The organism is Alteromonas sp. AO-Serp, assembly GCF_017849675.1.
GTDB classification, from domain to species: domain Bacteria; phylum Pseudomonadota; class Gammaproteobacteria; order Enterobacterales; family Alteromonadaceae; genus Alteromonas; species Alteromonas macleodii.
In genome coordinates, this window is record NZ_JAFLMX010000343.1 from 1 (window position 1) to 18523 (window position 18523).

General features: G+C 45.9%; 13 protein-coding genes. 6 read left to right on the forward strand and 7 right to left on the reverse strand.

The window, feature by feature from the left end; genetic code table 11:
• The coding region (locus tag QVA83_RS21415; RefSeq protein ID WP_287498947.1) for an ABC transporter permease at positions 1-763 on the reverse strand (763 nt) is incomplete at its 3' end.
• 2 nt (positions 764-765) lie between these two features.
• Entirely contained in the window at positions 766-2373 is a 1608-nt protein-coding gene (locus QVA83_RS21420) for an ABC transporter substrate-binding protein (protein WP_287498948.1), read from the reverse strand.
• Between the two features lie 375 nt (positions 2374-2748).
• On the opposite strand from QVA83_RS21420, the gene QVA83_RS21425 reads away from it, so the two are divergent.
• Positions 2749-6003, forward strand: a complete 3255-nt coding sequence (locus tag QVA83_RS21425) for a VPS10 domain-containing protein (protein WP_156078692.1) — start codon at positions 2749-2751, stop codon at positions 6001-6003.
• Between the two features lie 159 nt (positions 6004-6162).
• On the forward strand, positions 6163-8178 hold the full coding sequence (locus QVA83_RS21430) for a TonB-dependent receptor (RefSeq protein ID WP_287498949.1): 2016 nt from the start codon (positions 6163-6165) through the stop codon (positions 8176-8178).
• On the opposite strand, the gene QVA83_RS21435 is transcribed toward QVA83_RS21430, so the two are convergent.
• Both QVA83_RS21435 and QVA83_RS21440 read right to left on the reverse strand, forming a co-directional pair.
• Positions 8173-8730 carry a PepSY domain-containing protein gene (locus QVA83_RS21435; protein WP_156078691.1) on the reverse strand — a complete coding sequence of 186 codons (558 nt, stop codon included), beginning with the start codon at positions 8728-8730 and terminating at the stop codon, positions 8173-8175. The genes QVA83_RS21430 and QVA83_RS21435 overlap by 6 nt on opposite strands.
• 113 nt (positions 8731-8843) lie before the next feature.
• Positions 8844-9887 carry a catalase family protein gene (locus QVA83_RS21440; RefSeq protein ID WP_156078690.1) on the reverse strand — a complete coding sequence of 348 codons (1044 nt, stop codon included), beginning with the start codon at positions 9885-9887 and terminating at the stop codon, positions 8844-8846.
• On the opposite strand from QVA83_RS21440, the gene QVA83_RS21445 reads away from it, so the two are divergent.
• The 3 genes from QVA83_RS21445 (at position 9886) to QVA83_RS21455 (ending at position 14116) form a co-directional block, all read left to right on the forward strand.
• Positions 9886-11244 carry a radical SAM protein gene (locus QVA83_RS21445; protein WP_069944691.1) on the forward strand — a complete coding sequence of 453 codons (1359 nt, stop codon included), beginning with the start codon at positions 9886-9888 and terminating at the stop codon, positions 11242-11244. The genes QVA83_RS21440 and QVA83_RS21445 overlap by 2 nt on opposite strands.
• Positions 11245-11254: 10 nt before the next feature.
• Positions 11255-13063 (forward strand): DUF1223 domain-containing protein, encoded by a 1809-nt coding sequence (locus QVA83_RS21450; RefSeq protein WP_069944690.1) that lies wholly within the window; start codon positions 11255-11257, stop codon positions 13061-13063.
• A gap of 123 nt (positions 13064-13186) precedes the next feature.
• The gene (locus QVA83_RS21455) at positions 13187-14116 is read left to right on the forward strand and encodes a dienelactone hydrolase family protein (RefSeq protein WP_156078689.1); all 930 of its coding nucleotides are present in this window, start codon (positions 13187-13189) and stop codon (positions 14114-14116) included.
• A gap of 38 nt (positions 14117-14154) precedes the next feature.
• Here the strand turns inward: QVA83_RS21455 and QVA83_RS21460 are convergent, their stop codons facing one another.
• Genes QVA83_RS21460 through QVA83_RS21470 form a run of 3 tightly spaced genes read right to left on the reverse strand, consistent with a single transcriptional unit; the run spans position 14155 to position 17889 of the window.
• Positions 14155-16368 (reverse strand): xanthine dehydrogenase family protein molybdopterin-binding subunit, encoded by a 2214-nt coding sequence (locus tag QVA83_RS21460; RefSeq protein ID WP_287498950.1) that lies wholly within the window; start codon positions 16366-16368, stop codon positions 14155-14157.
• Positions 16355-17380, reverse strand: a complete 1026-nt coding sequence (locus tag QVA83_RS21465; RefSeq protein WP_287498951.1) for an FAD binding domain-containing protein — start codon at positions 17378-17380, stop codon at positions 16355-16357. Before QVA83_RS21465 ends, QVA83_RS21460 begins: the two co-directional genes overlap by 14 nt.
• The gene (locus tag QVA83_RS21470; protein ID WP_014950302.1) at positions 17380-17889 is read right to left on the reverse strand and encodes a (2Fe-2S)-binding protein; all 510 of its coding nucleotides are present in this window, start codon (positions 17887-17889) and stop codon (positions 17380-17382) included. Before QVA83_RS21470 ends, QVA83_RS21465 begins: the two co-directional genes overlap by 1 nt.
• 60 nt (positions 17890-17949) lie before the next feature.
• Between QVA83_RS21470 and QVA83_RS21475 the strand changes: the two genes are divergently transcribed.
• A partial coding sequence (locus QVA83_RS21475; RefSeq protein ID WP_287498952.1) for a YehS family protein occupies positions 17950-18523 on the forward strand: 574 nt, incomplete at its 3' end.

An 18523-nucleotide genomic window follows, 5' to 3' on the forward strand; every position in this document is an offset into this window, starting at 1 on the left:
GTTGTATGCCCATGAAGGCTAGAGCAGGTATTACAACGTTAGGTAGCGCATGGCACCTAAACGCTTCTAGAGCGCTTAACCCTTTTATCTTGGCGAAATGGAAATAACCCGATTGAACCGCATTAACAGTGCTATTGCGAATTACGCGGTTTGATATAGCCGCCAGGCTTAACCCTAAGGTCATTACAGGTAATATGGTATAAACAAAGCCTGAAGAGCCCGCAACCGGTAGCCAGTTGAGCTCTAGTGCAAAAATAAAGATGAGAATTAGCCCCAAGCAAAAGACCGGTTGAGAGCGCACGAATGTGGAAAACACCAATGCTGTTTTATCAAAAAGAGAAGCACGGCTTTTAGGAGTATTTTCACTTTTTCGAGCGCTTCTGATGCCGCTATAAATTCCCAGAGGAAACGCAATTAATGCGGATACCAGAATAGCGAGTCCAGCGAGAACAAGGGTGTAAGAAAGCTGATTTTGTAGCTCAACAACAATGGGGGCCCCTGTGACCAAGCTATTGCCTAAATCCAGTGAGGCTAAATCAGTCATCCAGCTTACGTACTGTTCGAAAGCGCTTCTGTGCAGACCAAGTTCTTCTGCTACGGCGTTAGCGGCACTTGTACTTACCGCATCGTCACCGTAGCGGCCAGCCGCTATTTTGTAAGCCATATCTCCAGGTAGTGAACGGGTTATAATAAATGTGAGTGTGCCTACACTCCACGCCATCAGTACAGCTTGAAGCAGCCGTTGAAGTAGGATTTTTCTCATTATTATGGGGCTATTCTCATTTGAGATACGCGAAAAGAACGCTCGTAAGGGTCGAAGCTGAAGTTTCTTAGTCGGCTAGAAGTCGCCGTTTGCTGCACATAGTACATAACGGGGATAAGAGGAGCGTCTTGCTGAACTTCTTGCATAATTGATGATATCAACGATTTGTAAGCGTGTTCATCTGTGGTGTGACTCAAGGTCTTTAAATCGCTAAACACTTTTTCATTTTGCCAGTTCATTGGCCCCCAATCGCCGCCTTCTTTTGAAGAAAAGTCAGCCAGCATTATACCAAGAGGGTCTGGGATGTTAGCAAAGTTACGCGCCATAAGTGCAGTTTGTAATGTGCCATCAGCATGCCCTGAAGGAATGGCACTTACATTTTCCATATGGACAGAAAGCTTCACTCCAATGCTAGCCCACTGATCTTGAATTGCCGTGGCAATGGTAATCAGTTCTGGGCGATTGGCATAGGTAATCATATCAAGCGTTAAGGGTGAGCCATTTTTGTAGCGCACGCCATCCTCACCCTCTAACCATCCCGCGTCGGTTAGCAGCTGTGCCGCTTTTTTCCTATTTAATAATAAGTCGCCATTTTCAACGCTATTATTTATTGTTGGATTATTGTCAGCGTCACTCATTGAAATAGTATTGGTAGCATTATCTGTAGTAGAACGAATATGCCAGTCTCGAATATTTGGGCCAAATAGCTGATCAGCAGAGATATTCGATATACGCATTACGCCAGATACAATGCCTTTTCTGTCAATCGCTAAACTCAGTGCTTGCCTTACTTTTACATCTGAGAGGATAGGATGGCCGCTATTTAACTTAACTAAAGTGGTGCGAGGGATCCTGTCGCTAAATACGTTTACGTTAGAGTCCGTGCGCAACATGCTGACCGCCGCAGGGTCGAGGTTGTACACAATATCTGCTTGCCCCGTTCGTACCATAAGCGCCCGCGTTTCAGAGCGGTGACCCGTTACGTACTCAACGTTTTCAATAACAGCGGGCTCGCCCCAATAATTGTCAAAGCGCGTGGTTGTAATATTGTGGGGAGGTTCAAAGTGCGTAATCTGATAGGGGCCTGTACCTATTAAGGTTTTAATTCGATTGAACTTGCCGAAGGTAGCAGGTGCCACGATCGCAGTTGCATAATTACTTAACAGGGAAGGGAAAGGACGGTAACTTTGGTTCAAGGTGAACTTGATAGAATATTCTGATACCACCTCCATGTTGGCGATCATATCTTTTGAAAATGGCGTTGGTTTACCAAACGCGACCGAAAGGCTTTTGTAGACGGCGTCGGCGGTCATTAACGTGCCGTCATGAAAATACACATCAGGACGTAAATTAAATGTCCAAACAGTAAAGTCCTCATCATTTGACCATGAGCTAGCAAGTCCTGGGATAAGCTGACCCTGGTTATCCACGTCTATGAGAGTTTCCAGAATTTGCATTCGCGTAAACATGTAGCCGGTACTTGCCGGGTCGTTATTGACTGGTTCAAAAGGACCACTGATCAGAATTTTGTTTGTAGGTTGTGAAGGTGTGCAGGCACTAAGTAGAACGCTGGCAACGACGAGTAAAATTGTTAGATGTCTAATCCGCATATTATTTTTATGTATTCCCTTCGAGCCTTTAAGCTTTTTCGTGTCTATTTGAATCCTGTGAATCAGTATCAGTATTCTTAGGCTGACGCCCTGAATAGTAAAACAAAGATCCAGATTGGATAATATACGATTTGTTGAATAAATGTACAGATTGAGTCGGTAGGGCTAAACTACTTTTTGAAAAAATGCACTGGCTAATGACCATCAAGATATTAAGTAATGTTAAGTCGGTGCACAATATTTTCAACTTTTGTAATGGGCAGTTGGTCGTATGTTACATTGTAACTTTAAGCATTTATTAGTAATGCTATAGAGTGATAGTACTACAAATTAAAAAAGGGTTTTGAGCCCTATCAAACACACTGGATAACAATAATGAAAAAGCTTCTTAAAGCGGCAGTTGCTGTATCAGTTGCACTTGCGTGCACCCCCGCCTTTGCAGACAAAAACGACAAGAATGAAGTCTTCAGCAGTTCAACATTCAAAGCCATGGAGCTGAGAAACATTGGGCCTGCGTACATGTCTGGGCGTATCGCTGATATCGCAGTCGATCAGAACAATCCCTCAACATGGTACACCGCGGTGGGCTCGGGTGGCGTGTGGAAAACTACCAACGCGGGTACGACCTGGACGCCAATTTTCGATGACCAGCCTGTTTACTCCATTGGTGACGTGACCATTGCGCCAAGCAACTCAAATATTATTTGGGTGGGAACGGGCGAAAATAATGGTGGCCGTCACATTAGCTTTGGCGACGGTGTATATAAATCGCTAGATGGCGGTCAAACCTGGAAGAATATGGGTCTGAAGAAGTCAGAGCACGTTTCTGACATTATTATTCACCCTACAAATCCAGATATTGTATGGGTATCTGCCCAAGGACCATTGTGGAGTGGCGGCGGCGAGCGAGGGCTTTATAAGACGACCGATGGCGGTGAAACGTGGAAGCAAGTGCTTAAGCCAGCTGACGAATGGACCGGGGTAACATCACTACTTATTGACCCGCGTAATCCAGACAAACTTTATGCTGCAACGTGGGCGCGTCAGCGTTCAATTGGTGCCTATGTGGGAACGAACGAAGGCGCAGGTATCCATACTTCCAGCGACGGAGGCGAAACCTGGACTGAACTTAAAACAGGTTTACCACAAGGCAACATGGGTAAAATTGGTATGGCTATATCACCCATGAACCCAGATGTGATTTATGCCACCATTGAAACCGATAATCGTGGTGGTGGCTTCTACCGTTCAGCCGACCAAGGTGCTAGCTGGACTAAAATGTCAGATGAAGTAGGCGGTGGCACAGGTCCTCACTATTATCAGGAAATATTCGCTGACCAACATCAATTTGACCGTGTTTATATTGCCAGTAACTACAGCAAAGTGTCGGATGACGGCGGCAAAACGTGGACGCCCATCAACACTAAACGCAAGCACGTAGACGACCACGCGATGGCGTTCCATCCTACCGATCCAGATTTCGTATTGATGGGGTCCGATGGTGGTATTTATATGTCTCACGACAGAATGGCAAATTGGCGCTTTATGGCGAACCTTCCATTAACCCAGTTCTATAAAGTAGCGCCAGATGACTCTAAACCATTTTATAAGATCTACGCTGGCGCACAGGATAATTCCACCCAAGGCGGTCCTTCGCGCACTATGCGTGAAGAGGGGATAAAGAACAAAGATTGGTTCTTAACCTTGGGCGGTGATGGGCACGGCCCAGCGGTAGAGCCTGGTAACCCTGACATTATGTATTCGCAGTGGCAGCAAGGAAATTTGGTGCGTGTCGATACGACTACCCGAGAAGGGGTGTATGTTAAGCCTCAGCCACTACCAGGCGACCCTGCAGAGCGGTTTAACTGGGATGCGCCGATTAATGTGTCTGCACATGATCCTGCGCGTATCTATTTTGCCTCACAGCGGGTTTGGCGAAGTGATGATCGCGGTGACAGTTGGACGGCAGTGTCGGGTGATCTCACTAAAAACGGCAATCGCATGCATTCGCCACTTATGGGGCGCACGTGGTCAGTAGAAGCCGGCTGGGACCTGTATGCCATGACAGAGTTTCATACCATTGCCAACTTTGCTGAGAGCCCGGTAGATGAAAATATTCTGTGGGCAGGTACCGACGACGGTATTATCCAAGTGACCACTAATGGTGGTAAATCTTGGAAAAAGATTGAGCTAGATGACATTAAGGGGATTCCAGCCAATTCGTACGTGAATGATATTCGCGCTGACTTGTTTGATCCCAATACGGTATATGTTGCCCTTGATAATCACAAATATGGTGATTACAAACCTTATTTAATCAAGTCGACTAACTTAGGGAAAAGCTGGACTTCATTAGCTGATGATTTACCTGAAAAGCACTTAGTGTGGCGTATTGTACAAGACCACGTAAATAAGGACTTATTGTTTATCGGTACTGAATTCGGTGTGTTTTTCTCGGTAGATGGCGGTAAAGACTGGGTTGAGTTAGACGGTGGTATGCCGACCATCTCAACCCGCGATGTGAAAATTCAACGTCGCGAGAATGACTTAGTCGCAGGTACGTTTGGTCGCGGTATCTACATACTTGATGATTATGCGCCGCTGCGTTCATTAACCGAGAAGTCGATGCAAAAAGACGCCATCTTGTTCGCGCCAAGTCGACCGGTTAAGTGGTTCCAGTTAGATGATAATCACACAGACTCTGATGGTGACGATCGCTTTGTCGCCGAGAACCCCGAGCACGGTGCAACCTTCACCTACTATTTGAAAGACAGTCTGCTAACGGCCAAAGAAAAGCGCCAAGAAGCCGAAAAGAAACTTATAGAAGACAAAAAGTACCCTAAGTATCCAAGCTGGGAAGCGGTTGAAGCTGAAAACCAAGAAGCTGCCCCAGCAGTGTATGTCGAAGTACGCGACAGTGATGGTGACTTAGTGAAGCGTGTAGAAGGTAACACAAAGAAAGGCTTACACCGTATTACCTGGGATATGAAATATTCACTCACTATTCCGCTTACTGACAAAGACAGCAAGAACAATGGACTCATGGCGCTACCAGGCAGCTATACCGCGACGTTATTTAAGCGAGAAGGCTCCACGGTAACAGCGCTTTCTGAGCCAGCGTCATTTGTATTGGAATCTATCTACGACGGCGCGCTGAAAGGTGCTACGCATGCTGAAATTGAAGCATATGGTAATGCGGTGAACGATGCGCAAAAACGTGCATTATCATCGACGACTGTACTGAAGCAATTAAAAGAAACCATGGACCTTTTGCGTACCGCGATTGATCGCACGCCAAGTGATGTGAACAGTCTTGAAGCGCAATACGCTGCTATTCAAGATGAAATTAACGGGGTAAACAAAGTTCTGTTTGGCCTTTCATCTCGCGATAAAATGGGTATTAAGCCTGCAAATGTGTTGAGCCGATTGAGCTATGCCCGTTCTGCACTAGGGTCTTCTTACGGACCAACACAGCAGCATAAAGACCAGCTCGGTTACGCCAACGATGGTCTAGATGATGTAGTGAAACGAATCGGTACATTGCAGCAGCGTACTGTACCATCACTTCAACAAGCGGTGATTGATGCTGGTGGACCGTGGACTACGGGTCTTCCTGTAATCGCCAAATAGCGGTAATTAAGCATCATTTTGCTTAGTACGCGGCGGTAGTTTTACTGCCGCGTTTTTCATTTTCTTTGCCAACTTTTTCGGTGCACACTTATTTTCACAGGTATGTATCGCGTAGTGAGATCATCATTGTTTTCTTTTTTGCTAGATTCAAGTTTTTCAGTGTCTTCTAAATCCTCGTCTGGTTTATCGGTATCTATTGCTGCACTACCTTTACTGCTTACATCATCTTTTAGCGTTGCCCAAGGTGCACCGCTCAACGAGGTAGAGCGCTACACAGTAACGGCTGCACGACCCTATTACGACGAGACGCTTTCGCGCATTTTTCCGCAATATGAGTTTGATAAAAGTGGCCTAGTAGCGCCGTTACATACCAATGATGTCTTACTTCAATCTCCTTCTGTGTCGTTAAATGGGCAGGGCGGGCAAATACAAAGCATCAGTATCCGAGGGTATTCGCGGTGGCGAATTCAAACCCTGCTAGACGGCGTACCGATTGTGAGCGACAGGCGGGCAGGGTCTAGCATAGGCTTTATTCCACCTGACTTTATTTCAACAGTATCTGTATTACCGGGCGCCGCTTCCACTTACCTAGGCTCGGGAGCGATAGGTGGCGCGGTGAACTTGCATTTTGGGGAAATTCAAAAGCCTCACCTACGCGTTGGCTACAGCAGCAATCAACAAATGAAGGCGCTGAGCTATGCTGGCAGCACACGCCGTGCAGACAATAGCAACAGCCTAACTGAAGTGAGCGAGACAGACTGGAACATTTCATACAGAAGCGCCGACAATGGAGAAGATGCGAATGGGGGCTCGCTGTTTGATCAATTCGAACAATCAGGGCTATTTGTTAGACACAGGCCGGTAGATAGCGTCATAAAAGAGGCGTGGACGCTTTATTCTGATAATAACGACATTGGTAAGTCGAGCAGTGACTTCCCAGAAAGCAGAATAACCACCTACCCGGACAACACGCACTGGCTTGGCAAAATAGCGTTTGAAAGTCATCTATTTACTGGAAATGTCTGGTGGCATAAATCTAGCCTAGAAACCTCGGTGTTGCGACCAGAAAGCCGCATCAACGACAGCGAAAACAAGGCGTTTGACTATGGGTTTAACATAAGCACAGATACGCAGCTGAAAGACTGGGATTTGAACTGGCAGCTGCAAGTTACTGGTCGAGACGGCGTAGTGGCAGATGAGAGAGAATTCACATTAACACCAGCGGAACGCGCGTTACCTGACACCACATCGCCCAGTTTCATAACAAATGCATTTGAAGCAGAGCTTGCCTATGAAGTGCGTACTCTCGATGCAAGCGAGATTACTACCGCAGCGGTTGCTGATGCCTCACGACAGTGGCAAAGCTTGTCGCTCGCCCTTGGCGCACGGGCAGACTGGCAGCGCCAGTCTGATGATTCAGGTGCCAATACATTCCAATCTAGCACTGCTCAGACTAACACTAATCTAAGCGGGTATTTAGGCGCAAATTATCAGCTTTCTCAGCATTGGGCGGCTGGTATGTATGTGTCTAGCGCGTTTCGAAATCCGTCTTTAACTGAACGTTTCTTTGCTGGCGAAACGCCTCGCGGTACTGTGTTGGGCAGCCTCAAACTTGAAACAGAGCAAGCGTTAAATATGCAAGCCAGTGTTGCTTACAGCAGTGAGCAACTGCAAGGCTCGATAGAGGTGTTTAATCAGAAAATTGATAACTATATTGAACGCATTATGGTTGCTGAAGATGTGCTTCAATATTCTAATTTAGACAGTGCAACGATAGAGGGGGTGAGCTATCAACTTAGTTGGCAATCGCACAATGACGCATTAGACGCTCGACTTAGCGGAATGTGGATTAGCGGTGAAGACGATTTGGGTAATAGCATCGCAGATATACCTGCAAACAGTCAGAGGCTTGATTTAGGCGTTCAATGGCAAGCTGTGCGGTTTTTTACGATATTTGCCTATCGTGCAAGTAAGACGGATATTGCTGACGGAGAGCGAGCTCTTGATGAGGTATTTACGCTGGACATGGGCGTTGATTGGCAGTTAAACGAGCGGGTTCAGCTTCAAGCTAGCTGGCGCAACTTAACCAATCAACAGTATTATACCAGCGCTGATGACAAAGCGGCATTTGCGCAGGGCGAAAGTGTTCAACTAGCGATAACTTATCTGTTATGAGTTGTTTAAGGGCTGACGAAATTTGTTCTTTCGATATTTACTTTTCATGGTGGTGTAAAGCATGACAAGGCCAGTTACCCACAGCACAAAAAGCAATAGGGCAGCGGGCAAAAACAGCCATAGCTTAGCGCCCTCAAAGAACCAACTACCGTCATGAATAGCTTCAATGGTGTCTGTGCGTCGGTACGCAACCTGAAGTACATCACCATTTTGTGCATTCAGTTGAACCTCCCAATGGTTCTTCCCTCGCACTTTAATGATGCCTTTTGTGGGGCGCACGTCTAACCGGTCTATATCGTCCCAGCTGTTTAAACTAACCTCAGGCACTTGTTTTACAGCGTGTAGCACGTCGTCGAAGGAAATCGTAGGCCCGTTGGTTTGGGTATTCTGCACTTTTTGTGTTGGTGGTTGGATCCAGTCGAATTCTTTTTTAACCTGCAATAATAAACCGCTCGCAATAACAATGATCACAGGAATAAAAATAACCAGCGACAGCCACAAGTGAATACTGCGGCTGTATTTGCGACTGTTCTTGCGAAAGGAACCGGACATGAAACAACACTAATACTAAAACAATGAAAACATTGCTCACTATACGGTAATCTCAATAGGCAGTAAAAACACTCTAACGCGAGGTTTACCCGTTTAAACGGAATTGCTTAGCGTCATTTGATTGCAGGGTGATTAAAGTGAAGTTTCGTGTCGCAGGTAAGGGAGGCCACAGATTCAGTCAATGTCATTTCTCCTATCTCTTGCCATTGGGCTTTACCTATCCCTGCATCGTTAAAATTGGCAGCAGATAAAACCCAAGATAGCGTCTTATTTGGGTAGTGCTGCAACGACAATTCATCCCTAAAGTCATCTTTATTCACTAGCGGTATATCAGGTTTTAACGACGCTTTTAGCCAGTAAGGACCTTGCCTTACGTTATTCGCTATTTCGTCGTTGGGAAGCAGTACTTCTGCCAAATGTGAAACAGGTCTGAAACGCGCATTCGCATTTTTTCCGCTAAACGCTTGATCTGCTTCTTCAAGATCGCTTTCCAAGCGATAAGCGGTTAGCAATTGACTGAAAGGCGGCAATTCGCCCAGAGCGGGCTCGTTGGTCATAGGTAAGTTGGCCACGTGCTGGGTTTTAGTGCCGCCCAGCGAGTGCATTAAAAATATGTTTTCAGTAACCGTACTTTGGGTATTGGGGAAAAGCTTGATTGCCATACCAAAAGCACGCTTATCTCGCTGCTTTGTACCGCTTAAGCTGACTGACGCTCTTACAATAACCGGCACGTTTGTGCGTGCTTGAAAAAGCCCTGAATAAGGACTGCTGTGATTAATTTTCCACGTGCCAGAGAAGCAAATACCATTAGCTTGAAGTAGCTTATGCTTGGTACCTAATTCTATAAAATTTGCGTTGGAAGAAAGGGTTCTTTTAGCGTGACTTAGCAGCAGGTTTTCACCGTCAGCATCGAAGTGTTTCCGCGACACTTCATATTGCGGTAGCGCCGAATAGGGATCTGAAAAAACACGGCTTTTTACTTCTTCGAACGAAGTCGACGTTGTTGTGAATAGCGATTGGTTTTCAGTTGTATCAGAAGAAGCGAGTGCGTTGCATGACAATAAAACTAGTGCAAAAAAACGGCACGCCGTGAAAGTATTTTTATATGTAATAGGTCTTTGTTGATACTGTGTAGTTCGAAAAAGGCGCATTGACATGGCGTGCTCCCCTGGTATCACTAGAAATCAACAACTTCTTCATACCCAAAAACGCATGGGTGAACATTTCACCCCAAATCAGCTGCTGGGCCGCACGCACACCATAGGTTGTGTTGCTGTTGAAATCACGCAAAAGTGTAATCTTGATTGCACCTTATGCTATTTATCTGAGCATTCGCAAGCGGTTCGCGACATTCCCATTCAAGAAGTGTTTAAGCGATTAGACAATGTCCTTCGTCACTATGGTCCTGGTACCAGTGTACAAATAACCGGTGGTGACCCTACGTTAAGAAAGCGCAGCGAGCTAATTGAAATTGTCGAATATGCCAATAAGCTCGGTTTGCACACCGCACTTTTCACCAACGGTATTGCGGCTTCCCGTGACCTGCTAACAGCTTTAGCTAAAGTTGGCTTAAACGATGTCGCTTTTCACGTTGATACCACCCAAGAACGTAAAGGTTTCCCTGATGAAGCATCGCTAAATGCTATCCGCGAAGAATACATAGAACGGGCCAAAGGCTTGGGGCTTATGATTATTTTTAACACCACCGTGCACACCGATAATTTCAAAGAATTGCCCATGCTGGTGGATTTTTTTGTGCAGCATGCAGACGCCGTAAGTTTCGCCTCATTTCAGCTACAGGCAGAAACAGGCCGAGGGGAATGGGGAGCAAGAGCTGATGTAATTGACCCCGTAACGGTGAAAGCCGCTATAGAAAAAACAATTAGCAAAGCGCTGCCGTGGGAAAAAGTACGTATTGGGCATAACGACTGTCATAGCTACATGCCAACGTTAGTCGCTAATAAACAGGTTTATTCCGTCGTCGATGATGCACACTTATTTGCGCAGTTCATTGAGGATTTTAAGCACATACAAACAACTCGACAGCACGGCATGGCAAAGATTTTATGGGATTACAGTAAAGCACTGCTTGCTAGGCCAAAGTGGATTTGGACACTGGCTAAAGAGACCTCATTGAAACTGTTTGAAATGCGTAGCAGCGTTTTCAAAAGCAAAGGACGTGTGCACAAATTGTCGTTTTTTGTTCAGAACTTTATGGATGCCAACGCCCTTCAGCAAGACAGAATTGATGCGTGTTCATTCATGGTTATGACCGCAGATGGTCCCATCTCTATGTGCAAGCACAACGCCGAGCGCGATGAACATATATTGAAGCCTCTGACATATACCGACCGCCATGGGCAGAAAAAGCAGTACCAGTTATTGGGAGAACGCTACAAACAAAATAATGTAATACCCATTCGCGAAATCCCAGATACAGCAACACCTAGTTCGCTGTCAGCAAATGCGCTTAGTACAAATGGCAAGCGTCACCATCCAGCCAAAAGCGTGTAAGGAGAAGATCATGAAGCCTCGCCGATTTCCTCAATTTGGGAATGTGTTAGCCATTATCTTGTCCATGCTGCTGTTGTATATTTTACCAGCTGCCAACAGTAGCCAGGCGTCTGATAAGCAGAGAATTGATTACAGTGTTGAAACCGCAGCGATAAAAGAGCTTGAGCAAGCCTATCGAAAGGCATCGCAAGACTGGGAATATGTACTCCAACACTATGTAGATGAGCAGGGGCGAACCGATTTCAAGGGGTTATCTAAAGATATAGTGCCCCTTGAAAACGTCATTAATTTTATTAGTTTTGCTAGCCCTGAAATGACGCCTGAATTGTTTGACTCACCACAATTCATAATGGCCTATTACATCAATAGCTATAATGCGTTAGCCATGTACGGTGTCATTGAAAAAGGTATTCCCGATGGCTTTACCAGTTTCTTTTCACGAGCAGCTTTTTTCAAGTTTCGCGATGTGGTGATTGGCGGTAAAGTCACAAATTTATATGATTTTGAAAACGATGTAATTAGACCGCTTAACGAGCCCAGAGCCCACTTTGCGCTTAACTGCATGGTAAAAGATTGCCCAAGGCTACCGCAAACGCCGTTTTATGCAGAAACCTTAGACGACACTCTTGAACAAGCCACTCGTGAGTTCTTTGGGAGTAAGAAACACTTTTACTTTGATGACAAACGCAAGCGCGTGTACGTTTCGGAAATCCTCGATTTTTATACTGAAGACTTTGTCGCTTCAGGTAAAGCAAAGGACTTGCCTCAATACATTAACCAGTATCTAGCCGAACCTATTCCTAAGAATTATAAACTGCGGTTCATTGATTATGACTGGCGTATCAATGCGCAACCGGAACACTCGAAGGTTTCAACATCTACAAATAGCGACCTTGATAATGCTTCAAGTCAAGCCACAAAGAACCCCATAGTTAAAGCTGCCCTTACTCTGCATTCTAATGAGAGCAAAACGTCAGGTTCAGCACATGCACTAGCGTCAGAATCAGCGCTATTAACTACGCTGTCATCTACGCCGCTGCTAGCAACAGATGTAGCGACAGACGTAGCAACAAATATAGCAACCAATGAATCAACAAACACGCCTTTCATACTTACCAGTACGCCCAACCAAACAACCGTCTTAGAACTTTATACATCTCAGGGTTGCAGCAGCTGCCCGCCTGCGGAAAAATGGATTTCAGGGTTTGTAGAGAGCGATAAATTATGGACAGAACTGGTTCCCATTAACTTTCACGTGGACTACTGGGATTATCTAGGCTGGAAGGATCCATTTGCTGACAGTACTTTTAGTAAACGGCAGCGAGACTACAAGCGTGTAGGCAAAGCAAACACCATTGCCACGCCAGGTTTTGCTTTAAATGGTCGTGCTTGGAATGGATGGTTTCAGGGGCAGTCGTTACCTAACCGAGTCGCCCCTTTGGCTGGTAAGCTTCATGCTTCGGTTCAAAACAACATCATTGATGTGTCCTTCAACAATATCAACAGAAGTACATCGAACACGCTAGTTGTTCACGCTGCGTTACTTGGCTTTGGCATAGAAACCTCAGTCAAGCGGGGAGAAAACGCTGGGCGTAAACTCACTCACGACTTTATAGTAGTCGATTATGAAAACGCGTTATTGAGTGGCAGCGGCGGCAATGCTCATGCTCAGCAAAATGTGGCTAGTCTGCCTTTGCCCACTAATACTCATATAAAAGCCAAAAAACACGCCCTCGTTGTTTGGGTCTCTGATACCAACGACCCCTCGCCACTTCAAGTTGCCGCGTCTTGGTGGTTACAAGGTACTGAGTCTATGTGACGTAGATAGTTATTGTTTTAAAAATGAATTGCGCTTTGCTTTCTTAGTTATCCCACGTAGAGTAGATGTTATCGACAATTTTCGGAGCACGGGGTTTGTGCTACCACATTAGGGTTAAAACAGATGAAGCGAAACAACACCCCAAAACCGCAAAAATTATCGCAAGAAGCATCACTTAGTATCCCTCAAGAAGCGTTTGATTGGTACGATGAATACGCCCACGGGGACATAGACCGTCGAACGTTTTTAACCAGGCTTGCTTCGCTTTCAGTTGCAGGTTTGACCGTGAGCGCTATTGGTGGCGCACTGATCCCTGACTATGCCAAAGCAGAACAGGTTTCGTTTAACGACCCTGCAATTAAAGCGACTTACGAAGTTTTTTCCTCGCCCAAAGGCCATGGTGAAGGCGGCGGTTATTTAGTGCAGCCCACTAGGCTACCGGAATCTGGCGTTGCGCCTTGCGTTTTAGTGGTACACGAAAATCGCGGGCTTAACCCTTATATAAAAGACGTAGCCAGAAGGCTCGCTATGCAAGGCTATGTAGCGTTTGCACCTGACGCGCTGTTTCCGTTAGGTGGCTACCCGGGAAATGATGACGATGGTCGTGCTATGCAAAAGAGCCTTGATAAGGACAAGATAGAACAAGATATGGTAGCGGCAGCACTGTGGTTAAAAGAGCACGAAAAAACCACAGGCAAGCTTGGTGTAGTAGGTTTTTGCTTTGGTGGGTATATTGTTAATTTTCTAGCAGCCAGTATACCTGACAAGGTGGACGCTGCTGTTCCTTTCTACGGGACCCCAGCGAAACAGCCCTTAGTCGATCAAGTAAAAGGCCCTTTATTGATTCACTTTGCTGAAAACGATAAGCGAGTGAATGCGACATGGGAGGAATACAAAGTAGTATTAGAAAAAAATGCTGCTGAGTATGAGGCCTTTACTTACGCTAAAGCACAGCATGGCTTTCACAACGATTCAACAAGTCGTTATAGTCCCAAAGATGCTGAATTAGCGTGGCGTCGAACGGTAGACTTTTTTGATAGCCATTTGAAATAGTAAAATGTGAAGCGGCCTTGTTAGGCCGCTTTTTTTGCTTAGTTTTTACCAGCGATTATTTTATCCATGGTAATGGGGAAGTCTCGTACTCTCACTTTGCATGCATCATAAATTGCGTTAGCGATGGCGGCGCCTGCTCCAGTAATGCCTAGTTCACCAATACCTTTTGCACCCACTGGCGATGCGGCATAATCTGCCTCTTGTAAGAAATCCAGGCTAACTTCGGCAATGTCCCGATTGACTGCCACATGATATTCACCAAAATCTGGATTTACAAAGCTTGCCGTGTCTTTATGGTGATGGATCCCTTCAGTAAGTGCGTAGCCAGCGCCCCATACCATTCCCCCTTTTATTTGAGATGCAGCTGTTTTCATATTCAAGATTTGCCCCGCGCTGAACATACCGTATTGGCGAAGTAGCCTAACTTCACCCGTGTATTTATCTACCTCTACTTCCGCGAAATGAGCGCCACATGAATACTGCTCATCATCGCTGGTGTCATCCTCGGATACTTTACCGGTTGCTGATATGGGGAAGTCGCTGTCGGACATAAAGTTGGCGAGTAATACCGGACGACTTACTTCTTCATCATCACCTTGTGCAATCGAAACTAACTTTATTTGCCCATCTAAAATTTGTACTTCAGCTTGGCTAAGGGCTGGGGGAAGTGAGCTTTTAATATTCGCAATAAGCGCTTCACAAGCCTTTTTTACCGCCGAACCAGAGCTTGCTGCGCCAAATGAGCCACCTGAACCACATGAAGCAGGGTAGCGGCTATCACCGAGTTTTACTGTGACATTGTCTACCGACGTATTTAAAGTATCGGCGGCAATTTGTGTGAGAATAGTGTAGGTGCCTGTACCAATATCTGTCATATCAGTGCGAACCGTTACCTCACCGGTAGCACTCAATTCCACTTCAGCTGAACTTTCCACCAGCACATTCATACGCATAGCACTCGCTACGCCATGGCCGATTTGTTTACCCGGTGTGGGCTGTGTTTTATGCTGCCACTTGAAGTTTTGCGCGCCTTGACGAAGGCACTCACCTAAGTTGTGGGTGGTAAACCGCGTGCCTTTCATAGGATGAACTACCGGCAGGTTTTTTATGCGAAACGTAAGCGGGTCGATACCGGCTTCGTGGGCAAGTTCATCAATGGCCGATTCAAAAGCAAGGGAACCAATGGCATCTCCGGGAGAACGGGTAGAGTCGATAAGCGGCAGGTCTACGTCTTTGACCCTATGCGTACTTTCAATGAACTGAGATTTATAGGTAACCCGTGCGCCAGCCCCTGTTGCTTCGGCAAACTCATAGCCCTTGGCTTTTGGCATAGCGCTTTTGTGTTGTACGCTTAACAGTGCATGATCATCACCAGAAGCAAGCCTGATTTTCTGTATGCTGTGCCCTCGATGAGGGGTGTTATAAAAGACCTGACGCCTGCTTAACACCACTTTGACAGCCCGCTCTAAATACCTGGCCCCTATACAAGCGAGCGTTGCATCGTAATGAAGACCTAGCTTAGAGCCAAACCCGCCACCTACAAAGGGGCTCTGCACTACGATGTCTGCTTCATCCATTTCAAGCGTAATTGCAAGCGCCTCAACAGCCGTCGCTATAATCTGAACGCTACAATAGACCTCAAGCTTTCCATCTTTAAAGTCGGCAACCGTGGCATGAGGCTCCATAGCGGCAGAGATTTGGCTTGGTGTAGTATAAGTTTCGTTAATGCTTGCTTGAATATCACTTTGCTGCGGTTTATCACCGCTAGATGCATCTGCCTCAAACCCACCATCTAGCGACGGCGGTTTTTGCGTTGCATCATCGAATTCTGTCAGCAAATCTGGTATTTCACCGTCTATGGTGAAGGTAACTAGACTTGCGGCATAGCGTGCTTGCTCCAACGTATCAGCAATAACTAGAGCGACCGGCGCACCGAAATGACGAATGTGAGGTTCGTTAAGTACGGCGCGACTTTGAGTAAACCTGCTTTCATCTGCAGGCTTGCTAAATGGCTTAAGAGTACCTGCATTTTTATACGTGATAACTGCATGTACGCCTTCGGCCTGTTCCGCTTGCTCTGTATTAAGGGATGTGATTTTACCTACGGCAGTATCACTTGATACAACCCAGCCTATCAAAGGAGTGCGATCGCTCATATGCTCCGCAGCGTACCTTGCTTGACCTGACACCTTTGCTGAACCATCAACTCGATTAACTGGCGTCCCTACAGTTTTGGCATTATGCGTTGTCATATAAAGCTCCTTCATGTCCTGGGTGCTTTACCTGATGTTCTGCTAACTCTAAAAGCACTTTTGTTAACGTCCTGCGCAATAGTTCTGGTTTAAAGTCATTACTGCCAAACGTTTTTGCTTCGGATAACTCAGCTTCCGCGGCTTGCAATATGACTTCTTGGGTTGGTTCCGCGCCTTCAAGAAAACTGATTGCTTTTTGCGGATACCAAGGCTTGGTGCCCACACCACCAAAGGCGAGAGAAAGGTCTTTAAAACGACCATCTTCAATTTTCAATCCAGCCGCAACAGAAACGAGTGCAAACGCATAGGAAGAACGGTCGCGTACTTTGTGATAGTACTGAGTACCGTTTGCTTTTTTCTTTATGCTGACATGGGTGATAAGTTCATCTTCGTCTAATTGGGTTTCTATGTGCGGCGTGTCGCCTGGCTCACGGTAGAAATCTCGTAGCGCGATTTGACGCGTGTTGCCATCAGGTTGCTGTGTATGTACTTGTGCGTTAAGCGCAATCATGGCTACGGCCATGTCGGAAGGGTGTGTGGCAATACAGCTCTCACTGGTGCCAAGTATGGCATGAATTCTATTCATGCTGTCATATGCGCTGCAGCCAGTGCCTGGCTCTCGTTTATTACAGGCTTTTGTGGTGTCGTAAAAATAATAACAGCGGGTGCGTTGTAGCAAATTGCCTGCAGTGGTTGCCCTATTTCTAAGTTGAACTGTTGCACCGCTTAATAAAGCTTGCGCAAGTAAAGACACATTGGGCTGCGTGTGAGCGAACTTCGCTAAGTCAGAATTAGTCACCATGGCGCCAATATAATAGTAATTGTCGTCTTCGCTGATAGTGTTAGCTTTATGCCATTTCGCAAGACTTACTAATGTTTTAGGCGTTTCTACCTGTAGTTTCATTAAGTCTATTAGGTTTGTACCTCCGGCCAAAAAACGTGATGTTGTGTCCAGGTGCAGGCTACTCAACGGCTTTTCGCCGTTATAATGATGAAGAGTGAATGGCTGCATTATTGTCTCTCCAAAGCAATAACATCGGTTATAGCATCCACAATATTAGGGTAGGCGCCGCAGCGGCATAGGTTACCGCTCATGCGTTCGCTGATATCTTCTTTCAATGAAGCTTTACTGTGACGAGTTTGACTATAAGTAACTGCGCTAGGGTCTTCATTTTTCATTTCCCTAAGTAGGGATACGCCTGAACATATTTGACCAGATGTGCAATAGCCACACTGAAACGCGTCACGCTCGATAAAAGCTTTTTGCAGCGGATGAAGACTCTCACCTTCACCGATGCCTTCAATAGTTGTGACTTCAGCGCCTTCTAACTGGAATGCAAACACTAAGCATGCATTAATACGCTTGCCGTCAGCGATAACGGTACAAGCACCACATTGACCGTGGTCACAACCTTTTTTGGTGCCAAAAAGTGATAAATGCTGGTGGAGAAAATCTAACAAAGTCGTTCGTGGATCATCGGGAAGACTAACGTCTTTCCCGTTGAGATTTAATGTTGCCATGGAAGTATCCTTCTACCAATGAGCTCAATTTCGGTACGCCGATGAAATGAGCGAAACCAGATGTACAATGTCGTTACGCCAACTACGTTAATTTGGTTTCACTATGTGTTGGTAGAAATTATGCACCTGACAGCCCGCGATAGATGCGAATGGCCAAGTAGTGTAAAATATGCGAAAGCGCACGTTGCGCTACACTGTAATCCATACCAATTATTGGCTACTCCACTTTTCAGGCCCATTTTCATGATCCACAACGATGTTCTACGTCGCCTTCGTTATGCATTAGCTATCAACGATACCGCCGCCATAAGTATTTTTAAATTAGTTAACTACGACATGGAAATTGATTATTTACATGCTGTGATGAAGCGGGAAGGCGAAGAGGGCTATCTACCGTGTCGCGACAAGATTATTGCGCTGTTTCTTGATGGATTGATTATTAAAAACCGTGGGCGTCAAGAAGGGCAAATGCCTCAAGAACTGGGGCCAAAAGAGCGATTAAGCAATAACGAAGTGCTGCGCAAAATCCGTATTGCGATGAGTTATAAAGATGACTATATGATAGCGGTGCTTAAATTAGCTGACTTTAGAATGAGTAAAGGTGAGCTGTCGGCGTTTTTTAGAAAGCCAGACC